This is a genomic window from Bacillus sp. LQ01 (assembly GCF_057624735.1).
The window spans coordinates 341,601-360,214 of sequence record NZ_JBYEZL010000002.1 but is presented as its reverse complement, the minus strand read 5'-3'; the positions used below and the strand labels follow the sequence as shown (position 1 = coordinate 360,214).

Genomic DNA, 18,614 nt, shown 5'->3' with positions numbered 1-18,614 from the left:
CCAGAGCTGTGTATGTGTAAGTTGGGTGTTTATTTAGTCAAGATATTGTATGAACGAAATGTGCAGGTGGTGAATAAAAATGGGCTTTATTTCCTATGTTATTTTAGACTTTTATACAGTGCGTACACTCTTTTTATCCACTTACTTTCCAACGCGCCATATTTGTTCTAGCAATATACTTACAACCGTACCTACAAATAAACCATTACCGAATATATATTGCATAATAGACGGCAAGGATTGGAGTGCTCCAGACGGTAAAAACATTACGCCGCTGCCAAATAATACTGCAACGCCTAAGATCGTTACATTCCTTTCACTCATCGGCACTTGTTTTATATTATTAAATCCAATTCCAATTAACTGTACGAACGAAGCCATTAAAACAGCCGATGCAACAGCTGATGGTAAAGATGCTAAGTAACGAATAATACTTGGAAAAAGAGACATTACGACTAGTAACGCACATGCCATTAAGAACGATCGTATATACTTTTGTTTTGTTAAACGTATAAATCCTGCCGTTGCTGGTAACGGAACGACACCTACAGTTGAAAATACAGAAGAGATGAGATGTGAAATCCCCCCAACCCATGTTCCATCTTTCAACTGTTTTTGTTCAATAGTCGCTTTATGAATAGTTGCTTGATTAATTGCTATAATAGCTGCCACCGTATTCGAAACTAAAATACATACCATAACGAAACTTGATACAGCCATACCTGTATTCCATTTTGGAAGTCCCCAAGCAAATATATGTGGAAGTTGCACAAAATGAGTTACTTGAGATGGGATTGTCACTTTTCCTGCAATGAGAAAAATAATCCACCCACTAATTAATCCTATTAAAACTGCATAACTTTTGACAAAGCCTTTTCCAAAATTAGATAGTATAATAACGAACAGAAATATACTAAACGCGATCATTGCTGTAAATCCGTCGATTTGAGAAATAGTAGCTGTAATTCCTAACATTCCTTTTAAAAATACACCACTTAATTGTAAACATAATAAAAGTAAAAACGTCCCTGTCACAAGCGGCGTAAATAAAAATAAAATACGTCCTATAAAACCAGTTACTCCTAATCCTATTAAAATAACACCGGAGATTATCATTCCTAATTCTAAAATTTGCAGTGTACTATGTAATTGATCCTGTCCGGCCGTTGCATAAGCAAGTACGGTAAATACACCAACCCAAGATCCAGCCGGCCCATCCGCAATTGGCAGTCTATGCCCAAGCCACCCTTGTAAAAAAGAAGATATACCAACTACAAAAAACGTACGCTGCATTAAATAAAATATTTCTTCCGTCGTAAGATGAAATAATCCGCCAACGACAATTGGTAGTGCGATTGAATTTGCTAATAAAAATATAAACCATTGCAAAGTTCCCATAATATGATTTTGGTTATGTTGATTGTCCAATTTTTTCATCCCTTCTAGCTTTCCTATAAAAATATATTGTAAGAATAAAAAAGAAGAGTTCTATACTCACCATTAGAACCCTCCTCAAAATATTTAAACGATTCTTCTACACAAGATTATTTAATTCCACCTCATTTAAACTTCCAACAACAATATTTCCTTTATACACGACTAAACGTTTTTCTGTTTGACGCGCTACTGCTTCAGCAGCGCATGTCGCATTCGTCAAAACAAAGCTCGCTTCATCCCCTACATTCGGCCATACTCGCTTCCCTTCATTATTTAACGTTTCTTTTCCTCCTGTAATAAAGCGGAGTGCTTTTCCTAAAGACCTTTCGTCACTCCACCCAAAACGCTCTGCTAATCGATTCGCCTTTTGAAGCATATCACCTGTTCCAAACGGTGACCAATGATCTGTAATGCTATCATTGCCTAATGCAACCTTAACACCTTTTTTATCTAATAACGGAATTGGGATTACTTGTTTACCAATTGGCACTGTTGAAGTAATATCAATATTTACATTTGCGAGTCTTTCTGCCACTTCTTCAGCCTCTTTATCAGTAACACCACCAAGTCCAAGTGCATGACTAATCGTTACACGGCCTTGCCATCCTGCTTCTTCTGTTAAACTTGCCAATCTCTTCATCGTAAACGTTCCAAGATTATTCGCATCGTGCAAATGAATATCAACATCCGCATTAAATTCTACTGCGATATCCATAATTGTATGTAATGACTTTTCAATGTCATTATCTACTGTAGCTGGATCTACTCCTCCGACTAGATGAGCACCCATACGCATCGCATCTTTCACGAGTTGCACAGAATCACTGCGCAATAATCCATGTTGCGGAAACGCAACAATTCTACTAGACACTCGATTTTTATATGTTTCTAATGCCGCTAACGTCGCCTCCAGATTACCAAGCCCAATAATCGGATCGACATTACAATGCGTTCTAATATTCGTTGCACCATTTTGCAGTAGTAACTCTAGCATATTTTCCGCTCTATTTTGGGCAGTCGCTAATTGCTTTGGTAAAATTTTTTCTTCTTCATTAAAACGTGTAAAAATACTTTCTGCTGGCATACAAGCTTTCCATGGGCCACTATAATATGTTTTATCAATGTGAATGTGCATCTCTTTGAAAGCTGGCAACATTAATAAGTTTTTAGCATCAAAAGTTACTATATCTTCCTCTTGAACAATCCCTTTTATAATTTTTTTAATTCGACCATCTTCAATAAGTAAACTGCATAATTCTGTTTCTGTTTGTGAAATTCTCTCTTCTTCATATGTATATCCTGATTCAAGCATTACGTTAGTCAACCAATATACTGTCATCTCTATTTCCCCACCCTTTATTAAAAATCACCTCATAACTACAAGTTTAATATCCACTGAAAATTAAGACAATTAATACGATCACTTCTCACAAAAAAATGTAATACAACCCCATAGTCTTCTCATAAATTTCCATATAGAATAAAAGTATGCAGTTTGATATAAAAAGGAGTTGATTGGAATATGTCAAAAAAGTTATGTAAATCCGAAACTGATAAAATGCTATTTGGTATATGTGGTGGTTTAGGAGAATATTTTGATATTAGCTCTACTCTTATTCGTATCATTTGGGTTATTGCTGTTTTATGTTTTGGGACAGGATTTTTAGTTTATTTCATTTGTTTATTACTTATGCCACGTTCGTACTAACGGCATTATTTCACATACTTAAGAAGAGCAAATCACCTATAGAATCCTATAGGTGATTTTTTCATGAAGAATATTTCATCGTTAAATGTAATACCGCTACTTCTTCTTCTTCATTTTTATAAATATGCTTCTTATTCGCTTCAAATTGAATGGAATCAAACTCATTTAATTCGTATACATCATTCTCCACTTGAATAGACACTTTCCCTTTCATTACCGTTACAAGCTCAATCGCACCTTCATGATGAGCTTCTGGCTCATATATACTATTTGATCGTAAACAAGCACGGTGCATTTCCATCCCTGTTTCTTTCGTATAACGGAACATCGTTTCTAAATGCCACGCTTGTCCTTCATCTACTGCAAATCCTTCTCCACAGCGCGCAACAGCTACAGGTTCTCCAACAACCATTAATCTGGATAAAGGAATTGATAACCCTTTCGTTATTTTCCAAATGACAGCTAGTGTCGGATTTGTTTCCCCTCTTTCGATCTTTCCTAATGTTAATTTACTAACTCCTGTTTTATGAGCTAATTCTTCTAAACTTAATTTCTGTTCATTTCGAATTTGTCTCAATAACTGTCCAACTTGTTGAATGACTTCTTTCGTTTGCATATCTTCATTTTCTTTCATATATAAAACCACCTTAAAGTATAAAATAGTTTACTTTTAATAATTAAAAGTATATCATACTATACATAATTATTTATTTTCGAAAGGAGTGTTATACTTCATGCGCGCAATTTTATTAGGTCTTTTATCATCGGCCTTTTTTTCTGCAACCTTTATTATTAATAGAGCAATGAATGTATCTGGAACGAGCTGGGCTTGGACAGCTTCCTTCCGTTTTTTATTTGCTCTTCCTATTTTATTCCTTATCGTTTTATTTCGCAAAAACTTTAGGGGATTATGGGAAGAGTTAAAAAAACATCCATTGGCATGGATCGGATGGGGTTCTGTTGCCGGTATTGGTTTTTATTCTTTATTAAGTTTCGCAGCTGTCTTTTCTCCAGCTTGGCTCGTTGCTGGAACTTGGCAAGTTACGATTTTAGCTGGTTTACTACTATCACCACTATTTTTCGTGAAAATAGAAACAAAATCAGGTACGAAACTTGTACGTGGAAAAATTCCACTTCGTAGCTTATATGTTGCATTATTTATTTTACTTGGTGTAATTTGTATGCAAGCAACTGCCGCAGGCCATATTACAATGACTCAGTTCATTTCAGGTTTTTTACCTGTCGTATTAGCCGCTTTCTTATATCCGTTCGGTAACCGAAAAATGATGGAGCTTGTTGGTGGACGCCTTGATACGTTCCAACGTGTATTAGGAATGGCAATTGGAAGTCTTCCTATAACAATCTTGCTTGGTATATACGGATTTTCTACTACTGGCATTCCAACATCCAACCAAATACTTCAAGGATTTTTGTTAGCATTATGTTCCGGCGTTATTGCAACGATGACATTTTTCTTTGCTACTGACTTAGCAAAAGATAACCTCGCTCTACTTGGAGCTGTTGAAGCAACACAAGCTGGAACGATGGTCTTTACCGTACTTGGAGAAATCATTTTCTTAAATGGTTCACTCCCTGGAGGACTTTCTCTCATCGGAATGATTATTATCATATTAGGAATGGTTGCAAATAGTATTTTAAACCGTTCTGTTCCAGTCGTTAAACAGAAAAAATCAGCATAAAAAAAGGGTATGGTTCTATAGAGATGAACCATACTCTTTTTTATTGTCCCCCTATTTCGCCTTATCAGAATAGTATTTCATTGGCTGCTTATACTAAAACTTATGTTATAATACGTTTCATGCGCATTAATAGGAGGTAAATTATGTTAAAAAAAGCAATCGCTGAATTTATTGGTACATTTGTACTTGTATTATTCGGAACTGGAGTAGCTGTCACTGGCGGCGGAATTGAAGGAATTGGAACATTAGGAATCGCTATGGCTTTCGGTCTATCTATTGTAGCTATGGCATATAGCATCGGAACAATTTCTGGATGTCACATTAACCCAGCAGTATCAGTAGCTATGTTCATCAACAAACGAATGAACGCTATGGAACTTTGTTATTATGTATTAGCTCAAATTTTAGGTGGTTTATTAGGAACTGCAACGTTAGTAACAATTTTAAAATCTGCTAAAACACCTTTAGATAATTTAGGACAAAATGGTTTCGGAACTCTTGGTTTATCTGGAGCATTTTTAGTTGAGTTCATTTTAACTTTCGTATTTATTTTAGTTATCGTTGCTGTAACAGGTAAAAAAGGAAGTTCTTCTTTAGCTGGACTAGTAATTGGTTTCACATTAGTTTTAATTCACTTATTAGGAATTCCGTTAACTGGAACATCTGTTAACCCAGCTCGTAGTATCGCACCAGCTTTATTTGTTGGTGGAGAAGCACTTTCTCAACTATGGGTATTCATCGTAGCACCAATTCTTGGTGGTATCTTCGCAGCTATCGTAGGTAAATTCATTTTAAATACTGAAAAATAGAATTTTCAATATTTCTGAATAAAAAAAGGCGAGCCCTCATTATGAGGAAGCTCGCTTTTTTTATTCTTTCATTTTAGACTTTAAATTTGTAACTAATTGATCTACCGTTACATTTGCAAGTACGTTTTCCATCGCTTCTTGCGCTTGCATTAAAATAATTTCTAATACTGATTGAATATTAGCTCCTACTGGACATTCAATGTTGGGATTTTCATGGAAGGAAAATAGCTGTCCTTCTTCTACAACTTCCACTGCTTTATATACATCAAGTAATGTAATTTCTTCTAAATCTCGAGCAAGTGTCGTACCACCTTTACCAGCTTGTACATCAACAAGTCCTGCTCTCTTCAACATTCCTGTAATGCGACGAATCACAACTGGATTTGTATTCACACTACCGGCAATCCATTCAGAGGTACAGCGAGAGTTTCGATCTATCGCAAGTAATGTCAGCATATGAACACCTACTGTAAAACGACTACTAATCCCCATCTGCACACCCTCCTTTTTATTCATTCTATTAAAAGACGACTCTTATCATTATATACTATTTTTAATTTATACATAAAGAAAAAGCATGATTTCAATAAGAAATCACGCTTTTCTCTCATTATTGACGCTTTATAAATTTCGCTAAATCTTTAAATTTCACTTTATCTGAGTAATTCATTACGCCGTTTACGTAAATGCGGCTTGTAACAGCATTTAATACCGCAATTGTCGCCAATAAGACTGCTAATGTTATCGTAATTTCTAGCATACCTGCTTCACCAGCTACAATACGTGAGAAGGTAACCATCGGTGTAAAGAATGGAATGTAAGAACTTACAACGACGATAGTACTATTCGGATCACTTAATGATTTAATACTAATAAAGAATGCAGCCATAATTAAAATCATTACCGGGAAAGATACAGCTTGTAAATCCTCCGTCTTAGACACGACAGCTCCAGCAGCAGCATACATCATCGCATAAAGTAAATATCCCGTAATGAAATAAACAAGAAACATGCTGATAACCTTTACATCTAATTTCGTAAAGTCAATTGGAATACCAAATAGTGAGGCACTTTCTAAATCGACCCAACCTAACAAATATGGAATAAGATAACCACACGCCAATATGACAAGTTGCAATAATGCCGTTGAAACAACCGCTAAAATTTTCGCATACATCATCGTAAGAGGCTTCACTTTCGGAAGCATTACTTCCATTACACGTGACGCCTTTTCAGATGCAATATTCATTGCGATTGTATTTCCGAACGCTACAATAAACATATATAAAGCAAATGTAAAGAAATAGGCAATTCCGAAAGAAGATGTACGATCTTTTATCGCTTCTTGCTTTACTTGAATTTCTGTTTGTAATTGCTGTGCAATTTCTGGTGAAACATTATTTTTGGCAATCGTCACCATCGTATATTGTTGCTTTAAATATCCTGCCATAATTGCAGAAGTTGCTTGGCTTGGAAATCCATTATACATATATGTAATCGATGGAGCCCCATCCTTTTCCGTCACATGGAATAGACCATCTAAATCGCCTTCTTCTACTTGCTTATGCAGTTTATCAAAATCATCCTTTGAACCAATTGTTATTTTTGCTGATGGCAATAGCTTATTTAGCTCATCTTTTTGTACTTTATATGTGGAACTCTCTACTACAACTGCAATTTTATCTTTATCCTTATTTTTATCATCGCCTGAAGTAAAATGATTAAATGCAAAAATCCCAAACACAACTAAAAATAAAATCGCACTCGTAATTAATGATTTTTTAGATAAAAATGCTTCCCTAAAATAAAATGAAAATACGTGAGAAAATTTACGCATCGTTATTTCGCCCTCTCTACAAAGATTTCGTTTAACGTCGGCTCTAACATTTTGAATTGTCGTAAGCTAACACCTTGCTCTTGCAACTGTTGCAAAATCTTGAGAGCTTCCGCATCGTCTTGTACTTTCACATAAAGAAGGCCTTGTTGTTTTTCATACGATACATGTATAGCTTCTAATCCCTTTTCATTCTCTACTGTATCTTCAATCGTTAAATTACGGAAACCGTATTCTTTCTTAATATCACTTAGCTGTCCTTTTACGACTGCTTCACCTTTTTTCAAAATACATACATGTTGGCAAAAAGCCTCTACTTGTTCCATACGATGACTTGATAAAATAATCGTCTTTCCGCTCTGTACTTGTTCTTCAATAATACTAGCTAACATCCCAGCATTAACTGGATCAAGACCGCTGAATGGTTCATCTAAAATGAGAAGTTCCGGATTATGAAGAAGAGCAGCAATTAATTGGATTTTTTGCTGATTCCCTTTTGAAAGTTCTCCAGCCGTTTTAAATTTATATTCTGGTATCGCTAAACGCTCTAACCAGTGATCAATAGCATGATCTACTTCTTTCTTCGACATTCCTTCTAATCTACCAAAATATCGCAGCTGATCTATTACTCTACTTTTTGTATATAAACCTCTTTCTTCTGGTAAATACCCAATTGTTACACCACTATTTCCAAATGCTTTTCCATCCCATGTAATCGAACCTTCATTAGGCGTTAATAATCCGAGAAGCATTTTGATTGTTGTTGTTTTCCCTGCACCATTTCGTCCAAGTAACCCTAGTACTTCACCTTTTGGTAACAAAATTTGCAAACCGTTAACTGCTTTTGATTCCCCAAATTGTTTCGTTAAGTTTTGAATTTGTAAACTCAAGTATAAAGCCTCCCCTTTAGTATCATTCGTACTCTCTTTCAAAGACTATGTTTATTCAAGACAAAATATAGCACCACGCTTCATCCTCTTATATGTAAACATCGTCATTAATCCATCATTTGTTCTATTTAGTTAAAATTGTAAATAACAAAGTTCTTTTTGTCAATTATAATTGTCATTACGACAATAAAAATTGTCAAAACAACTATTATTATTTTGCTCATCTTTCTAATATAGGACATACTACTATATATACAAAAGACAATATGCAAATGTTCATATAAAAATATTATATTTTAATATATAATATAAAATGATTTTCTAACATCAAGGAGGATACATATGAAGATGAAGAGGGGCATTACCACTTTATTATCTGTAGCGGTTCTATCTACATCACTTGTAGCATGTTCAGGAACACCAGAGAAAACAGTGGCAAAAGAAGAGAAAGTAAAATTAACAGAACAACAATTAATGGCTGATTTATGGTATCAAACAGCCGGTGAAACGAAAGCACTTTACTACCAAGGGTACAACATTGGTCAATTAAAGCTTGATGCAATTCTTGCAAAAGGGACAGAGAAAAAACCTGCTATCGTGCTTGATTTAGACGAAACTGTTTTAGATAACAGTCCTCATCAAGCAATGAGCGTAAAAACAGGCAAAGGCTATCCTTACAAATGGGATGATTGGATTAACAAAGCTGAGGCTGAAGCCCTTCCAGGCGCAATTGATTTCTTAAAATATACAGAGTCTAAAGGTGTAGATATTTACTACATCTCAAATCGTAAAACGAATCAACTAGATGCGACAATTAAAAATCTTGAGCGTGTAGGTGCTCCTCAAGCAACGAAAGAACATATATTACTACAAGATCCGAAAGAAAAAGGAAAAGAAAAACGCCGTGAACTCGTTTCTCAAACTCATGATATTGTCTTATTCTTCGGTGATAACTTATCTGATTTCACAGGTTTTGATGGAAAATCTGTAAAAGATCGTAACCAAACAGTAGCAGATTCAAAAGCACAATTTGGTGAGAAATTCATTATTTTCCCGAATCCAATGTATGGCGATTGGGAAGGCGCTTTATATGATTATGATTTCAAAAAATCAGATGCAGAAAAAGATAAAATCCGTCGCGACAACTTAAAATCATTTGAAGTAAAATAAAAGAGGATGGCATTCGCCATCCTCTTTTATTTTACTTTCTCTGTTAAAGGCAAGATAAATACTTCCACACGTCTATTCTTTGCCTTTCCTTCTTGTGTATCGTTTGGAGCAATTGAACGGTATTCTCCGTATCCAATCGCACTAAATTTTTCTGGTTGTAATTCTTTATTTTGCAGTAATACTTGCATAAAATTAACTGCCCGCTGCGTACTTAATTCCCAATTCGACGCAAACTGCGCATTGGCAATAGGGACATTATCCGTATGACCCGATACTGTAATTTCACGAGGTGACGCTGAAACAAGTAAGCTAGACATCTCTTTTGCAATCCCTAAAGATTCTAATTTCACATCTGCTTTCCCCGAATCAAACAGTATATTTTCTAATATTGTCACCATTAATCCCTTTTCAGTTAATTTAGTTTGAAAAGAAGAGGATAATTGTTTTTCATTAATATATTGATCAATCTTTTTTTGTAATGCTTTCAATTCATCCATCTCTTTTTTTTCTTTAGCTCTAGCTTCTTCTTGTTTTTTTGTTTGTTCTGCCTCAAGGCTACTTGCTGATAATTCTTTTTCATCATTTGGCTTTTGATCACTTAAAAATTCTTTGTTACCTGTTCCCCCAGCTAATTCACTTCGAAAAGCAACTGCCATCTGTTTAAACTTCGCAGCATCTATACTACTCATTGCGAATAAAACGATAAACAATGCAAATAACAACGTTAACATATCAGAATATGGGATTAACCATGTTTCATCGATATGCTCATCATGTTTTTTCTTTTTGCCTCTTCTATTTTTCTTACTCCGCATTTTTTTCTGCTCCTTTTTCTAGCTTTTTACGCTCAGTTGCAGAAAGTGCACCTAAAATGCGGTTCTTCATAATAAACGGATATGTACCTTCTTGTAACATTAATAAACAATCAATGATTAAACGTTTTTTCTCAATTTCAGCTGAAGATTTTTGCTTTAACTTATTTGCAAATGGATGCCATAATACATAACCTGAAAAAATACCAAAAATCGTTGCAATAAACGCACCCGAAATAGCATGACCTAACTTTTCAATATCAGTTAAGTTACCAAGCGCAGCTACAAGACCGATAACAGCACCTAAAACTCCTAATGTCGGTGCATACGTACCAGCTTGTGAAAAAATAGCAGCTCCCTTTGCATGTCTTTCTTCAATTGCCTCTAATTCAGATTCCAAAATCTGCTCCAAATCTTCTGCGGATACGCCATCAATCACAAATTTCATACCGCGCAAAAGAAATTCATCTTGAATTTTGTCTAATTGTTGCTCTAAAGACAAAATACCGTATTTTCTACTTTCAGATGTCCAATGAACAAATAATTCTAGCAACTGTTCATAACTTAAATCCTTTTTATTTGAACCAAAAAGAACTTTAAATAGTTTTGGAACCCTTTTTAGTTGATTCATCGGAAATGCAATACATACTGCAGCAAATGTACCGATAAAAATAATTAATGCTGCGGCAGGATTTAATAAGGCTGTTATGTCAGCGCCCTTGACGACCATCCCTACTACCACTGCTACAAATCCTAAAATAAGTCCAATAATTGTTGCAAAATCCATTCCCATTCACTCCCAGTCTATACAAGAAGTTCTCTATTCTCGATAATCGCTACATCTTCTTATGTATATATATTACATAAAAAATGCATTTCATGAAAGATAAGAAATGAATTATATAAAAAAATACTACAAATTCACACATTTTCTGACATTTTCTTTGCATTTCTATTACGTTATGACTCTTATATTCCTTTTCCAACAAACTAGATTTATAATAAAAAAAACATTACACATTTTATTAAGAAGGGACTGTGATTACAAGGCATCATGAAAAAGATAATAATTATTTCTGCCACTACTATTGTAATCGGGATCACATCTTTCGCTTACTTTGGTTCTAAAACACCACTACATAATGAAGCAAAAGCTGTCGAAAGTCAAAAGCATAATAACCATAAAAAAGAAGAGATTCCTGCTTTTCCAAAAGCTGATCATAATGCAAAGAAAATAGACAATGACTTTTCAGTGGTAACAAATCCCAAATCTAATCTTGTCTTAATTAATAAACATCGAAAACTACCAGATGGATACATTCCTGAAGACTTAACGAGACCAAATGTACCATTTATTAGTCCAAAAGATAAAGAAAAAACATTGCTGCGAAAAGATGCTGCAGAGGCACTTGAAAACATGTTTAAAGCTGCGAAAAAAGAAGGGCTTGATCTTACAGCTGTATCTGGTTATCGTTCATACAAACGCCAAAAATCGTTGCATGATACATACGTTAGACGCCAAGGAAAAGCCGAAGCTAATTCGGTAAGCGCAATTCCTGGTACAAGTGAACACCAAACGGGTTTAGCAATGGATATTAGTTCAAAATCAGCTAAATTTCAATTAGAGCCTATCTTCGGGGAGACAGCAGAAGGAAAATGGGTCGCAGAACACGCTCATGAATTCGGCTTTGTCATTCGTTACTTAGAAGATAAAACAGATACAACAGAATATGCATATGAACCATGGCACTTACGCTACGTTGGTAATCCATACGCTACATACCTATATAAACATCACTTAACATTAGAAGAAGCGATGGAAGACAAAAAATAAGAGAGCAAATTGCTCTCTTATTTTTCTTTCACTCTATTATTGTAGTAATTTCTTCTTCCATTCTTCAGGCCATGGTTCGCCTCTTCCTGTTTTTTTCGACGCTTGAACCATCATTCCACGACCTACTAAACAAACCTCTCCTGCTGCATTCTTCACCATATAATGTAAATCTAAAGAAGAATTCCCGATCGATCCTGCCTTTACATACACCTTCAGCTGTTCATCAAAATATATTTGCTTAATAAAATTACATTGTAAATCCGCAACAACGATCATCGTTTCTGATGATGCATGTGTCCACTCTTGCATAAATCCAAGTTCTTTAAACAACGCAATACGAGCTTCTTCAAAATAAGTAAAAGCAACGACATTATTTACATGTCCAAACATATCTACTTCACCAAAACGAACCTTTACAGGGTTGTAAAACGAAAAACCACTTTCCCATTGCTCAAAGTCTTCAATATAAGAAATCCTCTTCATTGTTATCTCCCCTTTTCACCTTTAAATAAACAGAATAAACAGAAAAATAAAGTTATAAATATTGCCTCTTCGATATGAAGAGGCAATATTTATTAATAGTTATTATCGCTACCAAAGAAATCTTTGAACGATTGAATTGTTGTATCACGGTTTAATGCCGCAATTGAAGTTGTTAAAGGAATACCCTTCGGACATGATTGCACACAGTTTTGAGAGTTACCACAGTTTGCTAGTCCTCCATCTCCCATAATTGCACGTAAGCGATCTGCTTTATGCATTTCACCCGTTGGATGTGAGTTGAATAAGCGAGCTTGTGATAACGGTGCTGGTCCAATAAAGTCAGACTTACTGTTTACGTTTGGACATGATTCTAAGCAAACACCACATGTCATGCATTTTGAAAGCTCATAAGCCCATTGACGCTTTTTCTCAGGCATTCTTGGTCCTGGACCTAGGTCATACGTACCATCAATTGGAATCCACGCTTTAACGCGTTTTAGAGCATTAAACATGCGACTACGATCAACTTGCAAGTCACGTACAACCGGGAATGTCTTCATCGGTTTTAAGCGAATTGGTTGCTCTAATTGATCGATAAGTGCCGTACATGATTGACGTGGTTTTCCGTTAATCACCATCGAACATGCACCACATACTTCCTCTAAGCAGTTCATATCCCATGCAATCGGAGTTGTTTGGTTCCCTTTTGAATCAACAGGATTACGACGGATTTCCATAAGTGCTGAGATAATATTCATATTCGGACGATATGGAATTTCAAACTCTTGGTCAAACGCTTGCGCATCTGGCCCGTCTTGTCTCGTAATGATGAGGCGGATTGTTTTCTCAGACATGTTGTTTATCCCCCTTCTCTTCACCCTTAGCAGCTACATCGTGTTTTGAAGAATAATCACGTTTACGTGGTTTAATTAACGAAATATCAACGTCCTCGTAATGGAATGCTGGTGCATTTCCTTCTCCCTCAAATTTTGCCATCGTAGTTTTTAAGAAGTTTGCATCATCACGATTTGGGAATTCAGGTTTGTAATGCGCCCCACGGCTCTCATTACGGTTATATGCGCCAATTGTAATAACACGTGCTAACTCAAACATATTTGCAAGTTGGCGTGTAAATGAAGCACCTTGGTTACTCCATCTTGCTGTATCGTTAATGTTAATACGTTTGTAACGAGCCATTAATTCTTCAATTTTCGCATCTGTTTCTAATAATTTTTTATTTTCACGAACTACTGTAACGTTATCTGTCATCCATTCTCCAAGCTCTTTATGAAGAACATACGCATTTTCGTTACCATCCATCGTTAAAATATTGTTAAATTTCTCTGTTTCGATTAATTCATTTTGCTCATATACAGTAGATGAAACAGCATCAGATGATTTAGAAAGACCTTTCATATACTCAATTGCGTTTGGTCCTGCTACCATACCACCATAAATTGCTGATAATAGTGAGTTTGCACCAAGACGGTTACCACCGTGCATAGAATAATCACACTCACCTGCTGCAAATAAACCTGGAATATTTGTCATCTGTTTATAATCAACCCATAGTCCGCCCATTGAATAGTGAACAGCTGGGAAGATTTTCATCGGTAGTTTACGAGGATCATCCCCTGTAAATTTCTCATAGATTTCAATAATTCCACCTAGTTTAATATCTAGTTCTTTTGGATCTTTATGAGAAAGATCTAAGTACACCATGTTTTCACCGTTAATACCTAGTTTTTGCTCTACGCAAACATCAAAGATTTCACGCGTCGCGATGTCACGAGGTACAAGGTTTCCGTAAGCCGGATATTTTTCTTCTAAGAAGTACCATGGTTTACCATCTTTATATGTCCAAACACGTCCACCTTCACCACGTGCAGATTCACTCATAAGACGTAATTTATCGTCTCCAGGAATTGCCGTTGGGTGAATTTGAATGAACTCACCGTTTGCATAATATGCGCCTTGTTGATATACAGCAGAAGCTGCTGTACCTGTATTGATAATGGAGTTTGTTGATTTTCCGAAAATGATACCAGGGCCCCCTGTTGCCATAATCACGGCATCTGCTCCGAAACTTCTAATCTCCATAGTTTGTAAGTCTTGTGCAACGATTCCTCGGCACACACCTTCATCATCAACAACAGCTCGTAAGAAATCCCAACCTTCATATTTCGTTACAAGTCCTGCTACTTCGTGACGACGTACTTGCTCATCTAATGCGTAAAGTAATTGCTGTCCAGTTGTTGCACCAGCAAATGCTGTACGGTGATGTTGCGTTCCACCAAATCGACGGAAATCAAGAAGTCCTTCTTCCGTACGGTTGAACATAACACCCATACGGTCCATTAAATGAATGATACCAGGTGCTGCTTCACACATTGCTTTAACTGGTGGTTGGTTCGCTAAGAAGTCCCCACCATAAATTGTATCATCAAAGTGGATCCATGGAGAATCCCCTTCACCTTTTGTATTTACGGCACCGTTAATTCCGCCCTGAGCACATACAGAATGTGAACGTTTTACTGGTACTAAAGAAAACAGTTCAACATTTACTCCTGCTTCTGCCGCTTTAATCGTTGCCATTAAGCCAGCCAAGCCACCGCCGACTACTATAAGTTTCCCTTTCATGCTCTCCCACTCCTTACTGGTTTGCTAGCTGTGGATCGATGAACGCTAATAATGCACTCACACCTACATAAGATAAACCTAAGAAAATAGCTAATGTTACATAAGTAGAGATTCTTTGTGAACGTGGAGATACTGTAATTCCCCAGCTGATGCAGAATGTCCATAGTCCATTTGCAAAGTGGAAAATTGTTGAAACAACACCAACTAAGTAGAATGCAAACATAGCTGGATTGTTTAAAATATCTGCCATCATATCATAGTTTACCTCTTTACCTAACATTGCTTGAATACGAGTTTCCCAGACGTGCCAAGAAATGAAGATCAGCGTAACGATACCTGAAATTCTTTGGAAAACGAACATCCAGTTACGGAAATAACCGTAAGAAACCGCATTGTTCTTAGCTGTAAATGCAATATATAAGCCATATATAGCATGGTACAGTATCGGTAAAAAGATGATGAAAATTTCTAGCGCATACCGGAATGGAAGGAGCTCCATAAAGCCTGCAGCTTTGTTAAAAGCCTCTGCTCCTCGTGTTGCAAAGTTGTTTACAATTAAATGTTGCGTCAAAAAGACACCAACCGGGATGACCCCCATTAATGAGTGCCACTTACGAAACGTATACTCGCGGCCTTTCATGTCCCCATTACCCCCCTTGAATGTTTGACTGCTGTTTTCAGATTAGTTTATGACAATAATGTTTTTTCACTATTGGCATAAGAAAAACTGAAAAAATTATTCGAAATATTTCAGCATAATTTGATACCAAGTTCATTTTACTCCTATTTTTGTCGAAGCGTCAAGAAAACGTATACATAATTTGCATATAATTTGCCAATTCTTTTTTTCTTCTTATATATTCAGATTTTCCTAAAGAAAAATCTGTTTTTATAAATGTGAAATGTTATATAATAATCCCTATAGAAAGAGGGGAATATTGTGAGTAAAAATACAATCGATACAACATCTTTAGAAGATGTTTCATTGAACGCCTTCGCTTATGAATTGCTACGTGAAGAATTACTACCTGATTTAATCGGCAACGATTTAGATGGTATTTTATACTGGTCTGGTAGAAACCTTGCAAGAAAATATCCGCTAGAAACAATTGAAGAAGTCATTCAGTTCTTTGAAAAAGCTGGCTGGGGCACTTTAAGCATTGTTGAACATAAGCGTCGTGAAATGCAGTTCCAACTTAAAGGCACACTCATCGCAGAACGTCAAAAACAAAAACGACATTCTTCTTATCAACTAGAAGCCGGATTCATCGCTGAACAAATCCAAAAGCAACGGAACGTCGTTGCAGAGTCATACGAAGAAAAGAAAAAACGTTCTGACTCTATTACATTTCTTGTAAAATGGGATATAAAAGATCTCATTGAAGTGTAAGCATTACCTACAGTCAACTAGACATATCAGTTTAGTTGACTTTTTTGTATTTTCATTCAGATTCATTTATTTTAAATCTTCAGAAATTATACCAAAAAACAGAAGACGTTGTAAACTACAACGTCTTCTTATCTGTTAAATACGTATAAATCGTCTCCGCGACATTTTTCGGCATACCCGCTTCGACAAATTCCTCTATAGAAGCTTCTTTCATCTTCTTTAATGAACCAAAATGTTTTAACAATACCTTTTTCCGTTTATCACCGATTCCTGGAATATCATCCAATGCTGATTGAATGACAGATTTCCCATGTAATTGACGATGGAATGTAATCGCAAATCGATGCACCTCATCTTGAATACGCTGCAATAAATAAAATTCTTGGCTATTTCTCTCAAGCATCACAGGTTCCGGTGGATCCCCAATAATTAAATGGGAGGTTTTATGTTTATCATCTTTTACAAGACCTGCCATCGGAATATATAATCCGAGCTCATTCTCTAAAATATCACTTGCAGCCGCTAGATGGCCTTTTCCTCCATCAATAATAATCAAATCAGGTAAAGGTGAATTTTCTTTAAGCGCCCTTGTATAACGGCGCCTCACAACTTCTCTCATAGACTCATAATCATCTGGTCCTTGAACCGTTTTAATTTTATATTTTCGATACTCTTTCTTCGCCGGTTTCCCATCGATAAAAGCAATCATTGCAGAAACGGGATTTGTTCCTTGAATATTTGAGTTATCAAACGCTTCAATACGATATGGCGTTTCAATCCCAAGCTGCTTCCCTAAATGATCTACCGCTTTAATCGTTCGTTCTTCATCACGTTCAATTAAGTAAAACTTCTCTTCAAGAGCAATCTTCGCATTTTTATTTGCCAATTCTACAAGGTCTTTTTTCTTACCACGTTTCGGCTGCGTCGCTTCCACTTCTAAAAAGCGCTCTACTAATTCCGAGTCTATACTTCCTGGAACGACAATTTCCTTCGGCTTAAAATGACTACTGTTTTCATAAAATTGGCCGATAAACGTTAAAAAACCCTCTTCTGGTTCATCGTAAATTGGAAACATAGAAACATCACGTTCAATTAGCTTTCCTTTTCGAACGAAGAAAACTTGAACACACATCCATCCTTTATCCACTGCATATCCAAACACATCACGATCCACTAAGTCACTCATAATCATCTTTTGTTTTTCCATAATCGCATCAATATGAGCAATTTGATCACGCAACTCTTTTGCACGTTCAAACTCTAGTTTCTCTGAAGCCTCATACATTTTTATTTCTAGTTCTGAACGAACTTCTTTATGTCCACCATTTAAAAACTTAATAATTTCATCTACAATTTCTTTATTTTGTTCTTCCGTCACTTCTTTCACACAAGGTGCTAAACATTGACCCATATGATAATACAAACAAACTTTATCTGGCATATTCGTGCATTTCCGAAGTGGATACATACGATCTAGCAGTTTTTTCGTTTCATGAGCAGATTGTGCATTTGGATAAGGACCAAAATATTTCCCTTTATCCTTTTTTACGTTTCGAGTAATGAGTAAGCGCGGTTGCTTCTCCGCCGTAATTTTAATAAAAGGATATGTTTTATCATCTTTTAATTGAATATTATATTTCGGATCATATTTTTTAATTAGATTTAACTCTAAAATAAGTGCTTCTAAATTCGAAGAGGTTACAATATATTCAAAATCAACAATTTCTCCTACAAGCCGCAGTGTTTTCCCATCATGTGAACCAGTAAAGTACGAGCGCACACGATTTTTAAGCACTTTTGCCTTTCCGACATATATAACCGTTCCTTGCTTATCTTTCATCAAATAACAACCAGGTTGATCTGGTAAAATAGCCAACTTCTCTTTCAAATGTTCGTGCACTCGTCTC

General features: G+C 35.9%; 19 protein-coding genes. 6 read left to right on the top strand and 13 right to left on the bottom strand.

Annotated elements, in window-relative coordinates; all coding sequences use genetic code 11:
- Nucleotides 1–141 precede the first annotated feature (141 nt).
- Both AC22L0_RS14215 and AC22L0_RS14210 read right to left on the bottom strand, forming a co-directional pair.
- On the bottom strand, nucleotides 142–1,437 hold the full coding sequence (locus AC22L0_RS14215; RefSeq protein WP_002062437.1) for a purine/pyrimidine permease: 1,296 nt from the start codon (nucleotides 1,435–1,437) through the stop codon (nucleotides 142–144).
- Between the two features lie 97 nt (nucleotides 1,438–1,534).
- Entirely contained in the window at nucleotides 1,535–2,776 is a 1,242-nt protein-coding gene (locus AC22L0_RS14210; protein WP_000219559.1) for an amidohydrolase family protein, read from the bottom strand.
- A gap of 183 nt (nucleotides 2,777–2,959) precedes the next feature.
- Between AC22L0_RS14210 and AC22L0_RS14205 the strand changes: the two genes are divergently transcribed.
- Complete coding sequence (locus AC22L0_RS14205; RefSeq protein ID WP_000038411.1) at nucleotides 2,960–3,145, top strand: PspC domain-containing protein; 186 nt, start codon at nucleotides 2,960–2,962, stop codon at nucleotides 3,143–3,145.
- 61 nt (nucleotides 3,146–3,206) lie between these two features.
- Here the strand turns inward: AC22L0_RS14205 and AC22L0_RS14200 are convergent, their stop codons facing one another.
- Nucleotides 3,207–3,779 carry a helix-turn-helix domain-containing protein gene (locus AC22L0_RS14200; protein WP_000661924.1) on the bottom strand — a complete coding sequence of 191 codons (573 nt, stop codon included), beginning with the start codon at nucleotides 3,777–3,779 and terminating at the stop codon, nucleotides 3,207–3,209.
- A gap of 100 nt (nucleotides 3,780–3,879) precedes the next feature.
- On the opposite strand from AC22L0_RS14200, the gene AC22L0_RS14195 reads away from it, so the two are divergent.
- Nucleotides 3,880–4,845, top strand: coding sequence for a DMT family transporter (locus tag AC22L0_RS14195; RefSeq protein WP_001201627.1), 966 nt, complete (start codon nucleotides 3,880–3,882; stop codon nucleotides 4,843–4,845).
- 143 nt (nucleotides 4,846–4,988) lie between these two features.
- On the top strand, nucleotides 4,989–5,654 hold the full coding sequence (locus AC22L0_RS14190; RefSeq protein WP_000913213.1) for an aquaporin: 666 nt from the start codon (nucleotides 4,989–4,991) through the stop codon (nucleotides 5,652–5,654).
- A gap of 60 nt (nucleotides 5,655–5,714) precedes the next feature.
- Here the strand turns inward: AC22L0_RS14190 and AC22L0_RS14185 are convergent, their stop codons facing one another.
- From AC22L0_RS14185 to AC22L0_RS14175, 3 genes are all read right to left on the bottom strand, one after another.
- Nucleotides 5,715–6,146, bottom strand: a complete 432-nt coding sequence (locus tag AC22L0_RS14185; RefSeq protein ID WP_000512998.1) for an Rrf2 family transcriptional regulator — start codon at nucleotides 6,144–6,146, stop codon at nucleotides 5,715–5,717.
- Between the two features lie 118 nt (nucleotides 6,147–6,264).
- Complete coding sequence (locus AC22L0_RS14180; RefSeq protein WP_087967258.1) at nucleotides 6,265–7,491, bottom strand: ABC transporter permease; 1,227 nt, start codon at nucleotides 7,489–7,491, stop codon at nucleotides 6,265–6,267.
- Nucleotides 7,492–7,493: 2 nt separating this feature from the next.
- On the bottom strand, nucleotides 7,494–8,378 hold the full coding sequence (locus tag AC22L0_RS14175; RefSeq protein WP_053514512.1) for an ABC transporter ATP-binding protein: 885 nt from the start codon (nucleotides 8,376–8,378) through the stop codon (nucleotides 7,494–7,496).
- A 342-nt stretch (nucleotides 8,379–8,720) separates the two neighbouring features.
- On the opposite strand from AC22L0_RS14175, the gene AC22L0_RS14170 reads away from it, so the two are divergent.
- Nucleotides 8,721–9,548, top strand: coding sequence for a 5'-nucleotidase, lipoprotein e(P4) family (locus AC22L0_RS14170; RefSeq protein ID WP_000782768.1), 828 nt, complete (start codon nucleotides 8,721–8,723; stop codon nucleotides 9,546–9,548).
- A 26-nt stretch (nucleotides 9,549–9,574) separates the two neighbouring features.
- Here AC22L0_RS14170 and motB read toward each other — a convergent pair whose 3' ends face one another.
- Nucleotides 9,575–10,363: a flagellar motor protein MotB gene (gene motB / locus AC22L0_RS14165; protein ID WP_001256735.1), complete on the bottom strand. Its 789-nt coding sequence runs from the start codon at nucleotides 10,361–10,363 to the stop codon at nucleotides 9,575–9,577.
- A complete protein-coding gene (motA, locus tag AC22L0_RS14160; protein WP_000344853.1) occupies nucleotides 10,353–11,147 on the bottom strand; it encodes a flagellar motor stator protein MotA in 795 nt (264 codons plus the stop codon). Before motA ends, motB begins: the two co-directional genes overlap by 11 nt.
- Nucleotides 11,148–11,414: 267 nt before the next feature.
- Between motA and AC22L0_RS14155 the strand changes: the two genes are divergently transcribed.
- Nucleotides 11,415–12,194, top strand: coding sequence for a M15 family metallopeptidase (locus AC22L0_RS14155; RefSeq protein WP_000720201.1), 780 nt, complete (start codon nucleotides 11,415–11,417; stop codon nucleotides 12,192–12,194).
- A 36-nt stretch (nucleotides 12,195–12,230) separates the two neighbouring features.
- On the opposite strand, the gene AC22L0_RS14150 is transcribed toward AC22L0_RS14155, so the two are convergent.
- The 4 genes from AC22L0_RS14150 to sdhC form a co-directional block, all read right to left on the bottom strand.
- Entirely contained in the window at nucleotides 12,231–12,677 is a 447-nt protein-coding gene (locus tag AC22L0_RS14150) for an acyl-CoA thioesterase (RefSeq protein ID WP_087875792.1), read from the bottom strand.
- 92 nt (nucleotides 12,678–12,769) lie between these two features.
- Nucleotides 12,770–13,531, bottom strand: a complete 762-nt coding sequence (gene sdhB / locus AC22L0_RS14145) for a succinate dehydrogenase iron-sulfur subunit (protein ID WP_001291827.1) — start codon at nucleotides 13,529–13,531, stop codon at nucleotides 12,770–12,772.
- Nucleotides 13,524–15,317: a succinate dehydrogenase flavoprotein subunit gene (sdhA, locus tag AC22L0_RS14140; RefSeq protein ID WP_000676750.1), complete on the bottom strand. Its 1,794-nt coding sequence runs from the start codon at nucleotides 15,315–15,317 to the stop codon at nucleotides 13,524–13,526. The genes sdhB and sdhA overlap by 8 nt, the downstream gene beginning before the upstream one ends.
- Nucleotides 15,318–15,330: 13 nt before the next feature.
- Nucleotides 15,331–15,957 (bottom strand): succinate dehydrogenase cytochrome B558, encoded by a 627-nt coding sequence (sdhC, locus tag AC22L0_RS14135; protein WP_000678354.1) that lies wholly within the window; start codon nucleotides 15,955–15,957, stop codon nucleotides 15,331–15,333.
- A 300-nt stretch (nucleotides 15,958–16,257) separates the two neighbouring features.
- Between sdhC and AC22L0_RS14130 the strand changes: the two genes are divergently transcribed.
- A complete protein-coding gene (locus AC22L0_RS14130; protein WP_000042226.1) occupies nucleotides 16,258–16,707 on the top strand; it encodes a YslB family protein in 450 nt (149 codons plus the stop codon).
- 115 nt (nucleotides 16,708–16,822) lie between these two features.
- On the opposite strand, the gene uvrC is transcribed toward AC22L0_RS14130, so the two are convergent.
- On the bottom strand, nucleotides 16,823–18,607 hold the full coding sequence (uvrC, locus tag AC22L0_RS14125) for an excinuclease ABC subunit C (protein ID WP_000544296.1): 1,785 nt from the start codon (nucleotides 18,605–18,607) through the stop codon (nucleotides 16,823–16,825).
- Between the last annotated feature and the right edge of the window lie 7 nt (nucleotides 18,608–18,614).